Annotated in this window: 16 protein-coding genes; 11 read left to right on the plus strand and 5 right to left on the minus strand. The window is 68.9% G+C overall.

Annotated features, from left to right (window positions below):
• Window positions 1-80 precede the first annotated feature (80 nt).
• Complete coding sequence (locus H074_RS05215) at window positions 81-866, minus strand: IclR family transcriptional regulator (protein ID WP_007028974.1); 786 nt, start codon at window positions 864-866, stop codon at window positions 81-83.
• A gap of 153 nt (window positions 867-1,019) precedes the next feature.
• On the opposite strand from H074_RS05215, the gene H074_RS05220 reads away from it, so the two are divergent.
• The 8 genes from H074_RS05220 to secA all read left to right on the plus strand — a co-directional run bounded on the left by H074_RS05220 (window position 1,020) and on the right by secA (window position 12,095).
• Window positions 1,020-1,337, plus strand: coding sequence for a bifunctional 3-phenylpropionate/cinnamic acid dioxygenase ferredoxin subunit (locus H074_RS05220; RefSeq protein WP_007028975.1), 318 nt, complete (start codon window positions 1,020-1,022; stop codon window positions 1,335-1,337).
• Window positions 1,334-2,470, plus strand: a complete 1,137-nt coding sequence (locus H074_RS05225; RefSeq protein WP_007028976.1) for an NAD(P)/FAD-dependent oxidoreductase — start codon at window positions 1,334-1,336, stop codon at window positions 2,468-2,470. Before H074_RS05220 ends, H074_RS05225 begins: the two co-directional genes overlap by 4 nt.
• Window positions 2,471-2,581: 111 nt before the next feature.
• The gene (mtrA, locus tag H074_RS05230) at window positions 2,582-3,259 is read left to right on the plus strand and encodes an MtrAB system response regulator MtrA (RefSeq protein WP_007028977.1); all 678 of its coding nucleotides are present in this window, start codon (window positions 2,582-2,584) and stop codon (window positions 3,257-3,259) included.
• Between the two features lie 43 nt (window positions 3,260-3,302).
• A complete protein-coding gene (mtrB, locus tag H074_RS05235; RefSeq protein WP_007028978.1) occupies window positions 3,303-4,982 on the plus strand; it encodes an MtrAB system histidine kinase MtrB in 1,680 nt (559 codons plus the stop codon).
• Entirely contained in the window at window positions 4,979-6,706 is a 1,728-nt protein-coding gene (locus tag H074_RS05240; RefSeq protein ID WP_007028979.1) for an LpqB family beta-propeller domain-containing protein, read from the plus strand. The genes mtrB and H074_RS05240 overlap by 4 nt, the downstream gene beginning before the upstream one ends.
• Window positions 6,707-7,155: 449 nt before the next feature.
• Window positions 7,156-7,794, plus strand: coding sequence for a ComF family protein (locus H074_RS05245; RefSeq protein ID WP_007028980.1), 639 nt, complete (start codon window positions 7,156-7,158; stop codon window positions 7,792-7,794).
• Between the two features lie 543 nt (window positions 7,795-8,337).
• A complete protein-coding gene (gene hpf, locus H074_RS05250) occupies window positions 8,338-9,027 on the plus strand; it encodes a ribosome hibernation-promoting factor, HPF/YfiA family (protein ID WP_007028981.1) in 690 nt (229 codons plus the stop codon).
• A 236-nt stretch (window positions 9,028-9,263) separates the two neighbouring features.
• On the plus strand, window positions 9,264-12,095 hold the full coding sequence (gene secA, locus H074_RS05255; protein ID WP_039921499.1) for a preprotein translocase subunit SecA: 2,832 nt from the start codon (window positions 9,264-9,266) through the stop codon (window positions 12,093-12,095).
• 48 nt (window positions 12,096-12,143) lie between these two features.
• On the opposite strand, the gene H074_RS05260 is transcribed toward secA, so the two are convergent.
• Window positions 12,144-12,653: an Rv3235 family protein gene (locus H074_RS05260; protein ID WP_007028983.1), complete on the minus strand. Its 510-nt coding sequence runs from the start codon at window positions 12,651-12,653 to the stop codon at window positions 12,144-12,146.
• Window positions 12,654-12,765: 112 nt separating this feature from the next.
• Between H074_RS05260 and H074_RS05265 the strand changes: the two genes are divergently transcribed.
• Entirely contained in the window at window positions 12,766-13,170 is a 405-nt protein-coding gene (locus H074_RS05265; RefSeq protein ID WP_007028984.1) for an HAD family hydrolase, read from the plus strand.
• Here H074_RS05265 and H074_RS05270 read toward each other — a convergent pair.
• Window positions 13,145-13,924 (minus strand): TrmH family RNA methyltransferase, encoded by a 780-nt coding sequence (locus H074_RS05270; RefSeq protein WP_007028985.1) that lies wholly within the window; start codon window positions 13,922-13,924, stop codon window positions 13,145-13,147. The genes H074_RS05265 and H074_RS05270 overlap by 26 nt on opposite strands.
• Window positions 13,925-13,958: 34 nt before the next feature.
• Between H074_RS05270 and H074_RS05275 the strand changes: the two genes are divergently transcribed.
• Complete coding sequence (locus H074_RS05275) at window positions 13,959-15,365, plus strand: WS/DGAT/MGAT family O-acyltransferase (RefSeq protein WP_007028986.1); 1,407 nt, start codon at window positions 13,959-13,961, stop codon at window positions 15,363-15,365.
• Window positions 15,362-15,853: a DUF6912 family protein gene (locus tag H074_RS05280; RefSeq protein ID WP_007028987.1), complete on the plus strand. Its 492-nt coding sequence runs from the start codon at window positions 15,362-15,364 to the stop codon at window positions 15,851-15,853. The genes H074_RS05275 and H074_RS05280 overlap by 4 nt, the downstream gene beginning before the upstream one ends.
• Before the next feature lie 128 nt (window positions 15,854-15,981).
• On the opposite strand, the gene H074_RS05285 is transcribed toward H074_RS05280, so the two are convergent.
• Together H074_RS05285 and H074_RS05290 are read right to left on the minus strand one after the other, a co-directional pair.
• Window positions 15,982-16,776, minus strand: a complete 795-nt coding sequence (locus H074_RS05285) for an SCO4651 family lipoprotein (RefSeq protein WP_007028988.1) — start codon at window positions 16,774-16,776, stop codon at window positions 15,982-15,984.
• A gap of 71 nt (window positions 16,777-16,847) precedes the next feature.
• Window positions 16,848-17,528, minus strand: a complete 681-nt coding sequence (locus H074_RS05290) for an SCO4651 family lipoprotein (protein ID WP_007028989.1) — start codon at window positions 17,526-17,528, stop codon at window positions 16,848-16,850.
• Between the last annotated feature and the right edge of the window lie 35 nt (window positions 17,529-17,563).

The raw sequence follows: 17,563 nt of genomic DNA on the forward strand, positions 1-17,563 counted from the left end.
GAAACGGTCGCCTGGTTCAGGGAGTGCGTGCTATCCCCGCAATTGGTCACCTAATTGCGACGGTCAAGAGGCTGGCCGGGTCACTCCGCGAAATACCCCAGCTGCGTCGAAAGATCCGCCGACGCCTCGGTCAGCGGCCGCACGATCTGCCGCACCCGCTGCTTCGAAAGCCGGTACGACGGACCGGAAACGCTCATCGCCGCGACGACGTCGCCGCCAGGACCGTGCACCGGCACCGCGACCGCGTGCATCCCCAGCTCCAGCTCCTCGAAGCAGGCCGCGTACCCGTCCGCGGCGACCCGCTCCAGTTCCGCGGTCAGCTCGTCCGGATCGGTCGTGGTCCGCGGCGTGAACTGTTCGAGCTTCCGCCGGAGCAAGCGTTTGCGCTCGACCTCGCCCATATACGCGAGCAGTACCTTCCCGCTGGACGTCGCGTGCAGGGGAGTGCGCTGCCCGGTCCAGTTCTGCGTGGTGATCGCGGCCGAGCCGCGGGCCTGACTGACGTTGATCGCCACCCCGTCGTCGGCGATCGCGATGTTGACCGTCTCGCCGAGCGTCTCCGCCAGGCCCTGGCAGGTCCGCCTGCCCATTTTCGCCAGGTCCATCCGGCCGGTGGCGGCGCCGGCGAGCCGGACGACACCGAAGCCGATCGCGTATTTGCCGCGTTCGCCGAGCTGCTCGACGAGGCCGCGGTTCTCCAGGACGCTCAGCAGGCGGGAGGCCGTCGACTTGTGCACGCCGAGTTCGCCCGCGATCTCGGTGATCCCCGTTTCCCCGTTGCGCGCCAGCAGTTCCAGCACGCTGATCGCGCGGTCGACGGACTGAACCTGGCTGGATGTTGCGTTCCCCGCGTCCTGGTTCCGCATGGCGCAACAGTAGCCGTTTCGCCCGCATCCGCTCGGCTGAGTGGGCGAATCCCTTGACGCACCGGCCTCTCCGGGGTGATTGTTGCGCAGAGCACGTACCGTCTCGTAATACGCAACATCAACAAACCGTCGGTCCTTTCCCCGGAGGCCCCGATGATCCGTGCCTGCTCCGTCTCCGAACTGCCCGAAGGCGAAGCCCTCCGCTTGGAGGGCCCCGTGCCCGTCTCGGTCTTCCATACCGAGGGCGCCTATTACGCCCTCGACGACACCTGCAGCCACCAGGACGCGTCGCTCGCCGACGGCTGGATCGAGGGCTGCCACGTCGAATGCCCGTTGCACGCCGCGCGGTTCGATCTGCGGACCGGCGTCCCGGACTGCCTGCCCGCCAAGGACGCCGTGCGCACGTACCCCGTCGTGGTCGCCGACGGGGTGATCTACGTGGACACCGGGGTGCGGCAGGACGTCGCTTGAGAACCGTCGCCGTCGTCGGCACCTCGCTGGCGGGACTCCGTTCGGCGCAGGAGTTGCGCGGACGGGGTTTCGACGGACGGCTGGTGATGATCGGCGCCGAACCGCCGTACGACCGGCCGCCGTTGTCGAAGGATTTCTTGCTGGGCAGGGTTTCCGTCGATGACATCGCGCTCGCCGGGCAGGACGACCTCGACGCGCTGGCCGCCGAATGGCACCTCGGCGCCCGCGCCGAGAAGCTCGGCCGCGAAGGTGTGACGCTCGGCGACGGCACCACGATCGCCGCCGACGGCTACGTCATCGCGACCGGTGCGGTGGCCAGAAACCTCGGCGCGGCAAGGAATCTGGACGGCGTTCACACCCTGCGGACGCTCGATGACGCTGTCGCGCTGAAACGCGATCTCGCGGCGGCGCCTTCCTCGGTCGTCGTCATCGGCGCGGGGTTCATCGGCGCGGAGGTCGCGTCCGCGTGCCGTCTGCTCGGCCACGAAGTGACCGTGATCGAGGCGATGCCCGTGCCGCTCGCCCCCGTCCTCGGCGCGCGGATGGGCGCGGTGTGCGGGGAACTGCACACCGAAAACGACGTCCGGTTGATCACCGGCGTTCCCGTCGCCGGGTTCACCGGGACCGGCCGCGTCACCGGTGTGCGGCTCGGTGACGGCCGGGAGATCCGCGCCGATCTCGTCGTCGCCGGAGTGGGGACGCGGCCGGCCACCGAATGGCTGACCGGCTCCGGACTCGCCGTCGACGACGGCGTACTGGTCGATTCCGGCTGTGTCACAGCGAATCCCCGGGTGGTCGCGGTGGGTGACGTCGCGCGGTATCGCTGTCCGCTGCGCGGCAGGCGGGTCCGCGCCGAGCACTGGACGGCGGCCGGGGAACAGCCGGGCGTCGCGGTCGCGAACCTGCTCGCCGGCTCGACCGTCACGCGTTTCGCACGACACGGTTACTTTTGGTCCGATCAGTACGGACGGCGGCTCCAGTTCGCCGGAGTGGCCACGGAAGACGTGCGGATCACCGAAGGTGACGTCGCTGCGAAGCGCTTCGTCGCGACCTATCACCGCGACGATGTCCTGACCGGTGTCTTCGCGATCGACTCCCCGAGACCGTTCACCAGGCTCCGGCGGGCTCTCTAAGGCCCGAAGACCCTACTCGGATGGAGCAATTTGCCCGAATCGATGATCTTTCTGGTGGTCACATCGCCGGGTCGCGCGTCCGCGCGGGGAAACTAGTGCGAACATAGGTTTATGAAGGCACGTGTTCTGGTCGTCGACGACGACCCTGCTCTCGCGGAGATGCTCACCATCGTGCTGCGTGGGGAGGGGTTCGACACAGCCGTCGTGGCCGACGGCTCACGAGCGCTGCCCGCGCTGCGTGAGCTGAAACCGGACCTGGTCCTCCTCGACCTCATGCTGCCCGGGATGAACGGCATCGACGTCTGCAAGGCGATCCGGGCCGAGTCCGGCGTGCCGATCGTGATGCTCACCGCCAAGAGCGACACCGTGGACATCGTCCTCGGGCTCGAGTCGGGGGCCGACGACTACGTGGTCAAACCCTTCAAACCGAAGGAACTCGTGGCCCGCGTCCGCGCGAGGATGCGCCGCACCGAGGCCGAGCCCGCCGAGTCGCTGACGATCGGCGACCTCGCGATCGACGTCCCCGGCCACGAGGTGACACGGGAGGGCAAGGCCATCCCGCTGACCCCGCTCGAGTTCGACCTCCTGGTCGCGCTCGCCCGCAAGCCGCGTCAGGTGTTCACCCGGGAGGTGCTCCTCGAGCAGGTGTGGGGATATCGCCACGCCGCCGACACCCGCCTGGTGAACGTGCACGTCCAGCGGCTGCGTTCGAAGGTGGAGAGGGACCCGGAACACCCCGAGGTGGTGTTGACCGTTCGCGGCGTCGGGTACAAGGCCGGCCCGCCGTGATCACGCCATGAGCGGACGCTTGCGAAGGCTTGCCCAGACCACGATGCGCCACTTCCGGCGCATCGTGGTTTTCGTGCGCCGCAAGATCGTCTCGTTCAACGAACTGTGGCGGCATTCGCTGCAGTTCCGGGTCACGGTTTCCACACTGGCGCTGTCGTCGGCCGTGGTGTTCGTGCTGGGCATGGTGCTGCAGAACCAGATCACCGAACGGCTGCTGGAGACCAAACAGAACGCGGCGATCGCGCAGACGAGGGCGGTCGTCGAGACCGCGGCCAGTGAACTGGTCGGCGTCGGCACCGAAGGCTCGGAAGCACTGACCGCGCGGATGAACAACGCGCTGAAGAAGATCTCCAGCACGACGACTTCGCAGGACGGCGCCGTATCGGCCGCCGGCACCTTCGAACCGGTGCTGGCGGCGGGCGGCCGCGACCAGTCGAGCAGGCCGGTGGCCGCCGGCCCCTACGACAAGGTGCCGGTGCGGCTGCGCCAGTTCGTGGAGACCGAGCAGGTCAGCCACCTGATCCACACGGTCACCGAAGCCGACGGCGGCAAGACGACGTATCTGATCGTCGGCGCGCCGGTGAGCACGATGATCAACCCGCTCCAGCTCTACCTGCTGTACCCGCTCACCAGTGAGCAGAACACCGTCTCGACCGTGCAGAACACGCTGCTCGTCGGCGGTCTCGTCCTGTTGCTCCTGCTGGCCGGGATCACGAACCTGGTCACCAGGCAGGTGGTCCGGCCGGTCCGGCAGGCCGCCGCGGCGGCCGAGCAGTTCGCGGGCGGGGACCTCGACCAGCGCCTCGCCGTGCTCGGTGAGGACGATCTGGCCAAACTCGCCGTGTCCTACAACGAGATGGCCGCGAGCATCCAACGGCAGATCCGCCAGCTGGAGGAATTCGGCGGGTTGCAGCGCCGGTTCACCTCCGACGTCTCGCACGAACTGCGCACCCCGCTGACCACCGTCCGGATGGCCGCCGACGTGCTGCACGCGTCGCGCGAACAGTTCCCGGCCGGGCTCGCCCGCTCCACCGAACTGCTGGTCGACGAACTCGACCGGTTCGAGGCCCTGCTCGGCGACCTGCTGGAGATCAGCAGGCTGGACGCGGGCGTCGAAGAGCTCTCGGCCGAGCTGATCGACGTCCGGCCGATCGCGACCAGGGCCGTCGAACAGGTCCGGGTGATCGCGGGCAACGCGGGCAGTTCGGTCGAGCTGGTCCTGCCGGAAGAGGAGGCGCACGCCGAGGTCGACGCGCGCCGCGTCGAGCGGATCCTGCGCAACCTGCTGGCCAACGCGGTGGACCACAGCGAAGGGAACCCGGTGGTGCTGACGCTCGCGGCCAACGAGACCGCGGTCGCCATCACCGTGCGGGACCACGGTGTCGGGCTCCGGCCGGGCGAGGCGGAACTGGTGTTCAACCGGTTCTGGCGCGCCGACCCGTCCCGTAACCGCCGGACCGGTGGCACCGGACTCGGCCTCGCGATCAGCCAGGAGGACGCCCGGTTGCACGGCGGCGTGCTGGACGCGTGGGGCGAGACCGGCCACGGCGCCTGTTTCCGGCTCGTGCTGCCGCGGCGGCAGGACACACCGATGGGGGAGAGCCCGCTGGTCCTGCCACCGCCCGATCACAAGGCGACCGATGCGCACGGGTCGTCCGGACTGCTCGAAGTCCGGCCCGCGCCCGACGCGATCCTCGCCGAGCCCGAGGAGGTCGGCCGGTGAAACGGCTGCTGCCCTTGCTCGCGGTGTTCCTGCTGCTCGCGGGCTGCGCGAACATCCCGCTCGAATCCCAGCCCATGGTCGTCGCCGGGGACAAACCCGGGCAGGTGCCGGCGGACGTCGCCGAGCCGGCGGCCGGAATCGACCCGCTGACCGTCACCCGCCAGTTCATCCGCAACTCCGCGGCGCCGGGCACGGCGAACGCCGACGCGCGGGTGTACCTCGACGAAGAAGCCCGGCGCAACTGGAAGCCGTCGCCGGGGCTGACGATCATCGACGACACCTTCGGCACCGTTTACGACACCGCGTCGCCGTCGGGGAACCCGGACGAGCAGGTGGTGAACGTCCGCGGGTTCAAACTCGGCAACCTGAGCGCCGACAGCGCGTTCATCCCGGTGAAGGCCGAGTACTCGCAGCAGTTCAAGCTGCGGAAGCAGCCGAACGGCCAGTGGCGGATCGTGGACCCGCCGCAGGAACTCGCCGTCACCGACGAGGACTTCGCGACCAACTACTTCCGGGTGCCGATCAGCTTCTACTCGCCCGACTCCGGCGCCTTCGTCCCCGACCTCCGGTACGTCGCGGCGAAACCGCAGGCCGGGTTGCCCGGCCGGGTGATGGACCTGGTGCTGCAGGGGCCGTCGGAAGGACTGAAGGGCGCGGTCAAGGACCTGCTCGGCGATCAGGTCACCACCGAGACCAACGTCCGCAGCACGGACGACGGGACACTGGACATCAATCTGACCGGGGTCGGCGGGGCCAGCCCCGCGGACCGGAGCCTGATCGCCGCGCAGATCGTCCTCTCACTGCAGACGGTGACGCTGAGCCGGATCCGGCTGCTGGCCGACGGCACCGCGCTGGTGCCGGAACACGAATACTGGCGCTCCAGCGAACTGCCCAACTACAACGTGGACATCGCGCCCAACTCGGAGCTGCTGGGACTGATGACCGTGAACGGACGGGTCCGGTCGCTCGGTGACGGGGCTCCGGTCGGCGGGCCCGCGGGCAACGGCGGGTACAAGGTCGTCAGCGCCGCGCAGTCCGTCGACGGCAAACGGCTCGCGGTGGTCGAAGAACGCGACGGCAGGCAGTGGCTCCGGGCCGGCGACCTGGGGCGCGACCTCGGTTCGGTGGACCTGTTCGGCGGCAGCCTGAGCCGCCCCACCTGGCGGCCGGTCGCCCGCGGGGGCGGCGTCTCCGGCGAGGTCTGGACGGTGGTCGACCACAACACCGTCGCCAGGGTCACCCTGGCCGCGGACGGCCGCTGGGTGAAGGCCGGTGTCGACGCGACCATGCTCACCGGACTCGGCCAGATCACCGAACTGCGGCTTTCGCGCGACGGTGCACGGCTGGCCGCGGTGGTCAACGGGCAGCTGGTGGTCGCCTCGATCGTGCGGACGGCGGACTCGGTGGCGCTGCGGGCGCCGCGGAAACTGCAGGAACGCGACCTCAAGGACGTCGTCGACGTCGACTGGGCGACCCAGGACCACCTGATCGCCGCGACGTCGTCGAGCACGCTGCCGGTGGTCAAGGTGCCGCTGGACGGGCAGCGGATGGATGCCTTCAACAGCTCGAATCTGACCCCGCCGGTACACGGCGTCACCGCGGCGCCGAGCAGGCCGAACCTGGTCGCGGACGCGGGCGGGCTGTGGGTCGCCTCCGAGCTGGGCGAGGTCTGGCGGCCGCAGGCGCACACCGTCACCGACGCGGACCCGTTCTATCCGGGGTGACCGCTCTGGCTCGAGTACATGAAGGCCCCCTTCCTTGCGCTAGGCGCAAGGAAGGGGGCCTTCATGTCTTGGGGGCGCTCTGTGTCCTGAAGGCCACCTTCAGGACGTTCACCGTCTCAAGGGTGGCCGTCAGGACACCGACAGGGGGAGCAAGGGACCTTTAGTAACGCTAGCTTTCCTAGCGGCGCTAGCGAGCGATCGGGGCTCCAGAGGTCCGTGAAGGCCTCCTTGAGGGACCCAGGGTCCCTCAAGGAGGCCTTCACGGACCGAGCCCGGGCGGGCGAAGGAGCGCGAAGCGTGCGAAGGGGGCGAAGGAGTGCGGAGCCCGAAGCGAACTTCTCCGGTACTGCTGCCATGACCGGTCCCCTTAGGACGTAAAGCGTCCAAAGCGGACCTCTCGCGACACGACGGGACCCGGAACTGTCGTGGCCCCGGACGACACTCGCCCCATGTCCAAGATCCTGGATCTCCTCATCCCCGCCCGCTGCGCGTCCTGCGGAGCGCCGGGCGCGCCCTGTTGCGACACCTGTCAGACCGTTTGGGGTGCGCTCAGCGAGATCATCCGCGGCCCGACGGCCGGTCTCGTACCCGTCTACGTCCTGGCCCCCTACGCCGACGAGGCCCGTCGCCTGATCCTCGCCTACAAGGAACGCGGCCGCCGCGACCTCGCCCCGTCCCTCGGGCGGGCCATCGCCGAAGCCCTCGTCCACCTGCCCGATCCGGAGCCGGAACCTTGTCTCGTCCCGGTTCCCTCGAGGCGGCACGCCTCGCGCGTCCGAGGTGGACCGCACGTCCGGCGCGTCGCCGAGGAATGCGTGAAAGTGCTGGCGAGCAAGGGAAAAGCGGCGACCGTGGCGCCTGTCCTCCGGCTCGGGGCCGGAGTTCGCGACGCCGTGGGACTCACCCGCGGCGAGCGGTCGGCGAACCTCGACGGCCGCATCCGCCTGGTCCCGGGAGTCTGCCGGGGGAAGGTCGTTCTCCTTGACGACGTGATCACAACCGGAGCGACCGCCGCCGCTTGTACGCGGTTTTTGGACATAAGCGGAATTCACGTTTCCGCGGTGGTAGCGCTGGCCGCCGCCGGGTGATCGGAAGGTCACCTACAAGAGTGATGAATGATCGGGAACGAGAATGGGTACAAGGGCGTTGACGAGATATGAGGGAGCTTCAGGGGAACACTCCGACGGCCCGCCACTCCACCGGGGTGGCGGCGGATTCCCTCGGGTGCGTCACCCTCGGGTTTTTCCCGTCCGAAGGTTTGCGCCGTCCGCGTGAAAACAAATCACGGGGAAGGCGCCTGGCAAGCCGGATTGTCCCGCTGGCCGCACGGTCGTCGTCGCGTGCGGTGACGAGGTCTCACGTCCTGATATCCCCCGGCTCGGGGGCTGTTGCTCGCGGCGTGATGCAGCTAACGTGCAGCGCTATCAGCAATCCCGGCAGGCAGGGAGGTGACCAGCCCATGTCCCTGGCGCCGGAGCCGCGCTGAGTCCGCGCTCGGACATCCGACACGAGACGTCGTGACCGTATGCCGAGTTCCCTCATCGCCCGCGATCCGGGCTTCGTCCCCGCTTTACCGGCGCCCTAGTGAACACATCTACAGCTCGCAGTCATTTGAGCGAGGGAGGTCGTGTATGGACATCGTCGTTAAGGGCCGCAACGTGGAGGTGCCCGACCACTATCGGGCACTCGTCAGCGAAAAGCTGGCCCGGCTAGAGCGCTACGACAAGAAGGTCATCCGGTACGACGTGGAACTCTTCCACGAGCCCAATCGCCGGCAGTCGAAGAACTGCCAGCGCGTCGAAATCACCGGTAAGGGCCGAGGCCCCGCCGTACGCGCCGAAGCGTGTGCGGGTGACTTTTACGCAGCGCTGGATTCCGCACTGAACAAGCTCGAGAACAGGTTGCGGAAGACACACGACCGCCGGCGCGTGCACTACGGCCGCAGCCGCCCGGAATCCGTCGCCGAGGCGACTTCGATGGCGGCCGCCGGTGGAATGACCACCGACACCCGACATCTGGCGGGTACCGCTGTGCTCGAAGCGCCGGAGGCCGAACCCATGGCCAACGGTTTCGCTGTCGAGAGCGGTGACTTCGAGATGCCCCAGCAACAGCGCTGGGATGACGGGGTGACCGAACACCAGCCCGGTCGCGTCGTCCGCGAGAAGAAGCATGACGCGGAGCCCATGACGGTCGACCAGGCTCTCTACGAGATGGAACTGGTCGGTCACGACTTCTACCTGTTCAACGACTCCGACGCCGGGTGCCCGAGCGTCGTCTACCGGAGGCGAGGCTTCGACTACGGCGTCATCCGGCTGAGCTAGCCGGTCCCTACGTCCACGACGGCGGCCCGCACGCGTCCCGTGCGGGCCGCCGTCATGTCCGGATCAGGCGGGACGCGCCCTCATCCGGTCAGGTACCGACCGACGGTGCGTGCGCGAACACCGAGGTGTTCCCTACGATGGGGGTCTGACGGCGGTGCGAAACCCGGCGCCGTCGTGTACGAGACTGCCCGGGATCGGCTCGGGTGCGATCACAATCAGCTAGTGAGGTCGACCGGATGGTGCTGAACCGCCTGCTCCGCGCGGGCGAGGGCAAGATGGTGAAGCGGCTGCGCAACATCGCCGATCACATCAACACCCTCGAAGACGACGTCAAGGAACTTTCGGACACCGCGCTGCGGGCCAAGACCGAGGAGTTCCGTAAGCGGCACGCGGACGGCGAGTCACTCGACGACCTCCTGCCGGAGGCGTTCGCGGTGGCGAGGGAAGCGGCTTGGCGCGTGCTCGGCCAGCGTCCCTACGACGTCCAGCTCATGGGCGGCGCCGCGCTGCACCTCGGCCAGGTTTCCGAGATGAAGACCGGTGAGGGCAAGACCCTGACCCAGGTCCTCCCCGCGTACCTGAACGCCGTGTCCGGCAAGGGCGTGCACGTCATCACGGTGAACGACTACCTCGCCAAACGTGACGCCGAGTGGATGGGCCGCATCCACCGCTTCCTCGGCCTCGAGGTCGGGGTCATCCTGGCCGACCAGACGCCCGAGGTCCGCCGTCAGCAGTACGCCGCCGACATCACGCACGGCACGAACAACGAGTTCGGCTTCGACTACCTCCGCGACAACATGGCGTGGAGCCTCGAGGACTGCGTGCAGCGCGGCCACAACTTCGCGATCGTCGACGAGGTGGACTCCATCCTCATCGACGAGGCGAGGACGCCACTGATCATCTCCGGCCCGGCCGACCAGTCCTCGCGCTGGTACATCGAGTTCGCGCGGATGACCCCGCTGATGAAGCCGGACATCCACTACGAGGTGGACATCCGCAAGCGCACCGTCGGTGTCACCGAGAAGGGCGTCGCGTTCGTCGAGGACCAGCTCGGCATCGACAACCTCTACGAGGCCGCGAACACGCCGCTGGTCGGCTACCTGAACAACGCGCTGAAGGTCAAGGAGCTCTACAAGCGCGACAAGGACTACATCGTCCGCGACGGCGAGGTCCTCATCGTCGACGAGTTCACCGGCCGCATCCTGCACGGCCGCCGCTACAACGAGGGCATGCACCAGGCGATCGAGGCCAAGGAAGGCGTCGAGATCAAGGCCGAGAACCAGACGCTCGCCACGATCACGCTCCAGAACTACTTCCGGCTCTACGACAAGCTGTCGGGCATGACCGGTACCGCCGAGACCGAGGCGGCCGAGTTCCACCAGACCTACAAGCTGGGTGTGGTGCCGATCCCGACCAACAAGCCGATGGTCCGCGCGGACCAGGCCGACCTGATCTACAAGACCGAGCAGGCCAAGTTCGAGGCCGTCGCCGAGGACATCGCCGAGCGGCACGAGAAGGGCCAGCCGGTGCTGGTCGGCACCACGAGTGTCGAGAAGTCCGAGCACCTGTCGAAGCTGCTGCTCAAGCTGGGTGTCCCGCACGAGGTCCTCAACGCCAAGCACCACGACCGGGAGGCGCTGATCGTCGCCCGCGCCGGGCGCAAGGGCGCGGTCACGGTCGCCACCAACATGGCCGGCCGCGGTACCGACATCGTGCTCGGCGGCAACCCGGACATCATCGCCGACGAGGTGCTGCGCGACCGCGGCCTCGACCCGGTGGAGCACTCCGAGGAGTACGAGGCCGCCTGGCCGAAGGTGCTCGAAGAGGTCCAGGCCGACACCAAGGCCGAGGCCGAGGAGGTTCGCGAGGCGGGCGGGCTGTACGTGCTCGGCACCGAGCGGCACGAGTCGCGCCGGATCGACAACCAGCTCCGCGGTCGTTCCGGCCGTCAGGGCGACCCCGGCGAGTCCCGGTTCTACCTTTCGCTCGGTGACGAGCTCATGCGCCGCTTCAACGCGACGATGGTCGAGCGGGTCATGACCACCATGCGGCTGCCGGACGACGTGCCGATCGAGCACAAGATGGTCTCCAAGGCGATCAAGAGCGCTCAGACGCAGGTCGAGCAGCAGAACATGGAGATCCGCAAGAACGTCCTCAAGTACGACGAGGTCATGAACGAGCAGCGCAAGGTGATCTACGCCGAGCGTCTGCGCGTCCTCGAGGGCGAGGATCTCCGCGAGCAGATCGAGCACATGCTGGTCGACGTCATCAACGCGTACGTCACCGAAGAGACCTCCAGCGGCTACTCCGAGGACTGGGACCACGAGAAGCTGTGGACGGCGCTGAAGACGCTGTACCCGGTCAAGGTCACCTGGGAAGAGCTCACCGCGGACGACGACCTCGACGCCGACAGGTTGCGTGAGGCGCTGCTCGAAGACGCCCACCGCGCGTACGACGAGCGCGAGGCGGAGATCGACGGCAAGGTCGGCGAAGGCGCGATGCGCAGCCTGGAGCGTCAGGTCATGCTCACCGTGCTCGACCGCAAGTGGCGTGAGCACCTCTACGAGATGGACTATCTCAAGGAGGGCATCGGCATGCGCGCCCTCGCGCAGCGCGACCCGGTCATCGAGTACCAGCGCGAGGGCTACGACATGTTCCGCGCGATGCTGGAGTCGCTGAAGGAGGAGGCCGTCGGCTTCCTGTTCAACCTCCAGGTCGAGCAGGCCGAGCCCGCCACCCCGGCGCCGGAGTCCGCGTCCGCGCTGCCCGCCGGCGTCGGGGGCGGGAACGGTCAGGCCGCCAACGGCGACGGCAGGCACGCCCGCCCAACGCCTCCGCAGGGTCCGGCGACCGACACCGAGTCCGTGCCGTCCGCCTTGCGGGGCAAGGGACTCGGCGGCGGTTCGCGGTCCGGGTTGACCATGTCGGGACCGTCCGAGGACGGCGGCGTCGAGTCGCATTCGGACAGTGCGGGCGGCGCCGATGGTGACCAGAGCGGAACCCGCCGGGAGCGTCGTGCCGCGCAGCGCGCCTCCCAGAAGAAGGGCAAGAAGGGCCCGCGCCGCTAAGACAGCCGAAGGGGCCTTCACCGCATACTCGCGGTGAAGGCCCCTTCGTCATGCTGCGAGCCGGAGCGCGGAGACGCGCCGCGGCGGCTTCAACAGGTGGAAGCGGGTGCACACCCAGCCTGACGGCGTCCGCTCGAAACGTGCGGCCAAGGCGAGACTGCGTCCGTTCTGTTCGACCGTCGCGCACGCTTCGACGACGCCGTCCGCCGGATGGCCCAGATGGACCGACTTCGGCCGGTAACCGCCCGATGGACGGCGACGGCCGCCGGCGAGCAGCGCGCTGTGGAGCGCCGGGGCGAGGATCGGCCGCACCTGGACAGCCGGGCGGCGCCCGTCGCAGGCTTCGAGGATGGTGGTCAGCAGCCTGCCGACCTGTCGGCCGTCCGGGGTGTCCGGTCGCGGACGCGGTTCCTCCACGACGCGTTCGCCGGACAGCGGCAGGTCCAGCACGAGCTGGTTGTCCGGCGCTTCCGCCCGGTGCACCAGGTTGTCCGGCCTGCCGGCGACCCGGTAAGGCGGTTCACACGGTTCGAGCCGTCTCAGTACGTACGACTTCATCAGGCATTCCCCCTTCGCGGCCCCCTCGGCCACGCCCAGCAACTAAGGGGCCGGTGGCAGGCGGCGCCGCGACAAGGAACGCCCGAGAGGATGAACCGGGCGGTGATCGCTTGTGTACGGTGGACCGGTGCTGAAAGGGCTGGTCATCGACTACGCCGGGGTGCTCACGGACGTGGGCGCGGACGAGCTCTACGCCTTCCTGCGGGCGGCCAGGGGACGCGGCATCAAAACGGCCTTGCTCTCCAACGCCCCCGGCGCGTCGGACGAGGCCAAGCGGTCACTCGACCCGTTCTTCGACGCGCTGGTCTTCTCCGGCGAGGTCGGCGTGGCCAAACCCGAACGCGAGGTCTACCTGCTCACCGCGGGGCTGCTCGACCTGCCCGCCGACCGGTGTGTGTTCGTCGACGACGCCGCGCGCAACGTCCGGGCGGCGGTGGCGGCCGGGATGGCGGGAGTGCACCACACCTCGGTCGAGGAGACGCTGACCGAGCTCAGCGCCTTGTTCCCGAAGCCTTAGCGCGGCGCACCAGTTCGAAGGACAGCACCGCGGCGGCGGCCGAGACGTTCAGCGACTCGACCTCGCCCGGCATCGGGATCGACACCCATTCCGTCACCAGTTCGCCGACCTCGGCGCCGACGCCGTTCGTCTCCCCGCCCAGCACGAACGCCGCGCGCTGCGGCAGGTCGACGTCGAACACCGAACCACGGGCGGAAGCACCCAGCGCGTAGATGCCGTACCCGGCTTCGGTGAGCATTTCGGCCGCCTCGCGCGCGCTGCCGCACCGCAGCACCGGCGCGCGGAACGCGACCCCGGCCGAAGCCTTGACCACCATCGGGTCGAGGGCGGCGACCCCGCGCCGCGGCACCACGACACCCTCGAGTCCGGCGGCGGTCGCCGTGCGCAAGATCATCCCGACGTTCGCCGGGGTGGTGATGCCGTCGAGCAGGAGCACCCGTGACGGCGGCCTGCCGTCGGACAGGGCCGCGTGCAGCGACCGCATACGCGGGGCGACGACGTCGGCCAGCACCCCCTGGTCCTGCTTGCCGTTGCCCGCCAGCACCTTGACGCGATGCGCGCTCGCGCGCTGCACCGGCACCCCGGCCGCCTTCGCGGCCCGCTGGATCTCGGCGGCGTTCGGCCCTCGCACGGTGTCGGCGAGAATCACCTTGTCCACCTCGAGCGCCGCGTCGTCCAATGCCTCGAGCACCGGTTTGCGGCCGTACACCGTCAGGAACCGGTCCTTCGGCGAGATCACCGACTCATCACCCACACCGGCGAGTGTCCCACTATGTAAGGATCGGCCCATGCCCGACCGCCTCTCCGCGCTGGACGCCTCGTTCCTGTACGTGGAAGACCACTCGACCCCGATGCACGTCGGCGGCGTGGCGATCTTCGAGCGACCGCGCGACGGCTTCACCCACGAGCGGCTGCTGGACCTGATCGGGCAGCGCCTGGCGTTCCTGCCGCGTTATCGGCAGCGGGTGCTGGAGGTGCCGGGGCATCTCGCCCGGCCGGTGTGGGTCGACGACGTCGACTTCGACCTCAACTACCACGTCCGCCGGTCCGCGCTGCCTCAGCCGGGCTCCGACGGCCAGCTGTTCGACCTCGTGGCGCGGCTGATGTCGCGGCGGCTCGATCCGGGACGGCCGCTCTGGGAGGCGTACTTCGTCGAGGGGCTCGCGGGCGACCGTGTGGCGCTGGTGACCAAGACGCATCAGTCGGTCGTGGACGGGGTCGGCACCATCGAGATCGGACAGCTGATCCTCGACGCCACCCCGCAGGAGCCGGAACCGTTCGACGACACCTGGCATCCGCGCCGGGAACCGAGCCGCGCCCAGCTGATCCTCGACGCGGTCGCCGAGACCGTGCAGCGGCCGACGGAGCTGGTGGAGAACGTCCGCTCCATCGCCCACGACGCCACCTCGATGGCGGGCAAGGTCACCGAAACGATCGGTGACGTCGCGTCGGCGCTGAAGACCATGGTGCATGCGGCACCGTCCGGGCCGCTCAACGTCCGCACGTCCGGCGGCCGCATGTTCGGCGTGGTCCGCACGCGGCTGGAGGATTTCCGCAAGGTCCGTGCCGCGCACGGCGGTACGGTCAACGACGTCGTGCTCGCGGCGATCACCGGCGCGCTGCGGGAATGGCTGCTTTCCCGCGGCTCGAACCTGACCGCGACGACCACCGTGCGCGCGCTGGTGCCGATGGCCGTCCGCGACGCCGAGACGGCCGAATACTCGACGCCGGCACTGGTCGGGAACCAGGTCGACGCCTATCTGGTCGATCTGCCGGTCGGGGAGCCGAACGCGGTCCTGCGGCTGCAGCACATCGGCCACGCGATGGCGGACCACCTCGACTCCGGCCGTTCGGTCGCCGCGCGCGGGCTGCTGACGGTCGGCGGTTTCGCCCCGGCGACGCTGCATTCGCTGGGCGCGCGGGCGGCCGGGTCGATGTCGGGACGCATCTTCAACGTGCTGATCACGAACTCGCCGGGCCCGCAGGTGCCGCTCTACGCGGGACAGGCGAAGATGGTGGAGATGTTCCCGGTCATGCCGCTGGTGCGCAATCAGGCGCTGGCGATCGGGGTCACCTCGTATCACGGCGGTGTCTACTTCGGACTGAACGGCGACCGCAAGGCCGTGTCCGATGTGGACCTGCTCGCCGGGATGATCGAGGAATCGTTGGAAGAGCTGAAGGGTGCGCACTGGTGAGGGTCTATCTACCCGCGACGATCGCGATGCTCCGTGAGCTCGAAACCACCGGAGAGCTCCGGGCGCGCAGCGGCACCGGATTCGCACTGACCCCGGCGCTGCGGGAGTCCTACGCCAGCGGATCCGACGAAGAACTCGAGTACGCCGCGCTGCTCGACGCCGCCAGGGCGTCGCTTCGGCTGATCGCGGCCGAGGAGAAGCCCGAGCCGCGGCGGGTGGTGATCTCGGCCGACATCGACGAGGTCACGCTGCGCCCGGATCTCGACGCCGCCGTCGTCCGGCTGTCCGGGCCGGTGAAGATCGCCGACGTCGCCGCGATCCACGTCGACGCGGCCGAGGCCGCCGAGGCCGTGCGGGCCGCCGCCGCGGTGATCGACCAGGCCGACCTCGGCGACCCGGACGCGGAGTTCACCCTCGGCGACGCCGAAGACCACGAACTCGCCTGGTACGCGCCCCAGGAACTCCCTTTCCTGCTGGAACTGCTCTGACCCCTCGCATTTATTGAGCGGCGGACCGTGGTGGGGCTCGTGAGTGGTAAGGACGGTTAGAACCGTCCTTACCACTCACGAGGCCCACCACCTTTGCCTTACTCCTCAGAGGACGAAACGCGGCAGGGCTAGCCCGCCGAAATCTCCCCGATCTCCTCCGGCGGCGGCGCCTGGATGTCGGCCTGCGTGCCCCACTCGCTGTAGCGCGTGACGATCCGGGCCATCGCGCTGTCCGGAACACCCGAAGCGGCGAGGACGGGGGCGAGGTCGAGCACGATCTGCAGCGGCCGGTGCGCGTCGTCGAGCCAGACCTCCATGGGGATCTTCCCGAGCTTGCCGTGCAGTTCCCCGACGGCCTCCGCCGACAACCCGGCGGGCAGATCACCATTCAGGGCGGCGATGTCGACGTCCAGCCGGTAGTGCTCGGCGGACACCCCGTCGAGTTCGGAGTGCCCGGATCCGGTGAGCGTGCCCGCCTTCCGCACCTGGTCGAGCGCGCGGCCGGGGTCGTTCTGCTTCGCCAGCTGGTCGATGCTGCCGCCGGCCACCTGCGAGAACGGGTCCGCGCCATCGGGTGAGACCTTGACCCAGGGTTTCCCGCCGGGAATGTCCTCTCGGGCGGTCTCGGGGACCTTGGCGAAGACGATCTTGCCGACCAGCCGGAGTTCGAGCGGCTCGCCAAGGAAGTCCGTCGTCATGGTCAGTGCGGTGCCCGTCCCCGCGACCCTGGCCTGCCCCTGGCTCTTCGACCGCATCGTGCCCGCGGTGACGTCGGTGGTGAATTTCGCGGCCTTGCTGTCGATGGCGGACGTGGCTCCGTCGGCGAGTGCGCGGGCGTCGGTGAACGACACGGTCTCGCTGTCGCACGCGCCGAGCAGCGCGCCGAGTACGAGCACGACGGTGGACAGGGCCGTTCTCCGCATGAGGACCTGCTTTCAAAGGCGGGCGCCCAAGCGAAACACAGCCGCGGACCGCACCCCGATCGGGGGACGGCTCAGCGGCTGTCGCCGACCGCCTCGGGCGGCGGCGCGATGATCACCACATCCGAGGCCCAGCTGTCGTACTCGACCGTGGCCTTGCCGATGCTGATCCGAACCGGGCGCTGCTCGGCGTCCAGCCACATCTCGGCGGGGGCACCGCCGAGGTCGAGGACGTAACGCGTGGCGGCCGTGCCGTTCACGTCGGCCTGTTCGGATTTGGTGACCTTTCCCGACTTCGCGATCCGGTCGATCGTCCGCGTCGGATCCATCGTCTCGACGACGTTCGTCATCAGCGCGCCGTTGGCCGCGGAGAGGGAGTCCTTGCCGTCGGCGGTGATCTTGACCCATTCCTTGTCGGTTTTGAATTCCTGGACCTGGGTGTCCGACAGGTGGTAGTAGAGGACGCCGTCGGCGAAGATCAGGTCCCGTTTCTCGCCCGCGACCTCGGCGACCATCGAGAACTTGCTGTCGGGTCCCTCGTAGAGCCCGGAACTGGTGACCACGACCTTGCGGCCGTCCTCCGCGGTGGTCTCTAGCGCGATCTTGGACGAACGGGCCTTCTGTGTGCCCGAGGCGGCGGCCGAAGCCAGCTGCGCCGCGTCGTTCACGGGTTGTGCCGCCGGTTTCTCTTCCCCGGAACAGCCGCCCAGCAGCAGGAGAGCGGTACAGACGGCGGCGAATCCGGTGGCACGCATAGGACTCCCTCGGGTGAATGGTCTGTACCACTACC

Source organism: Amycolatopsis decaplanina DSM 44594, assembly GCF_000342005.1.
GTDB lineage: Bacteria > Actinomycetota > Actinomycetes > Mycobacteriales > Pseudonocardiaceae > Amycolatopsis > Amycolatopsis decaplanina.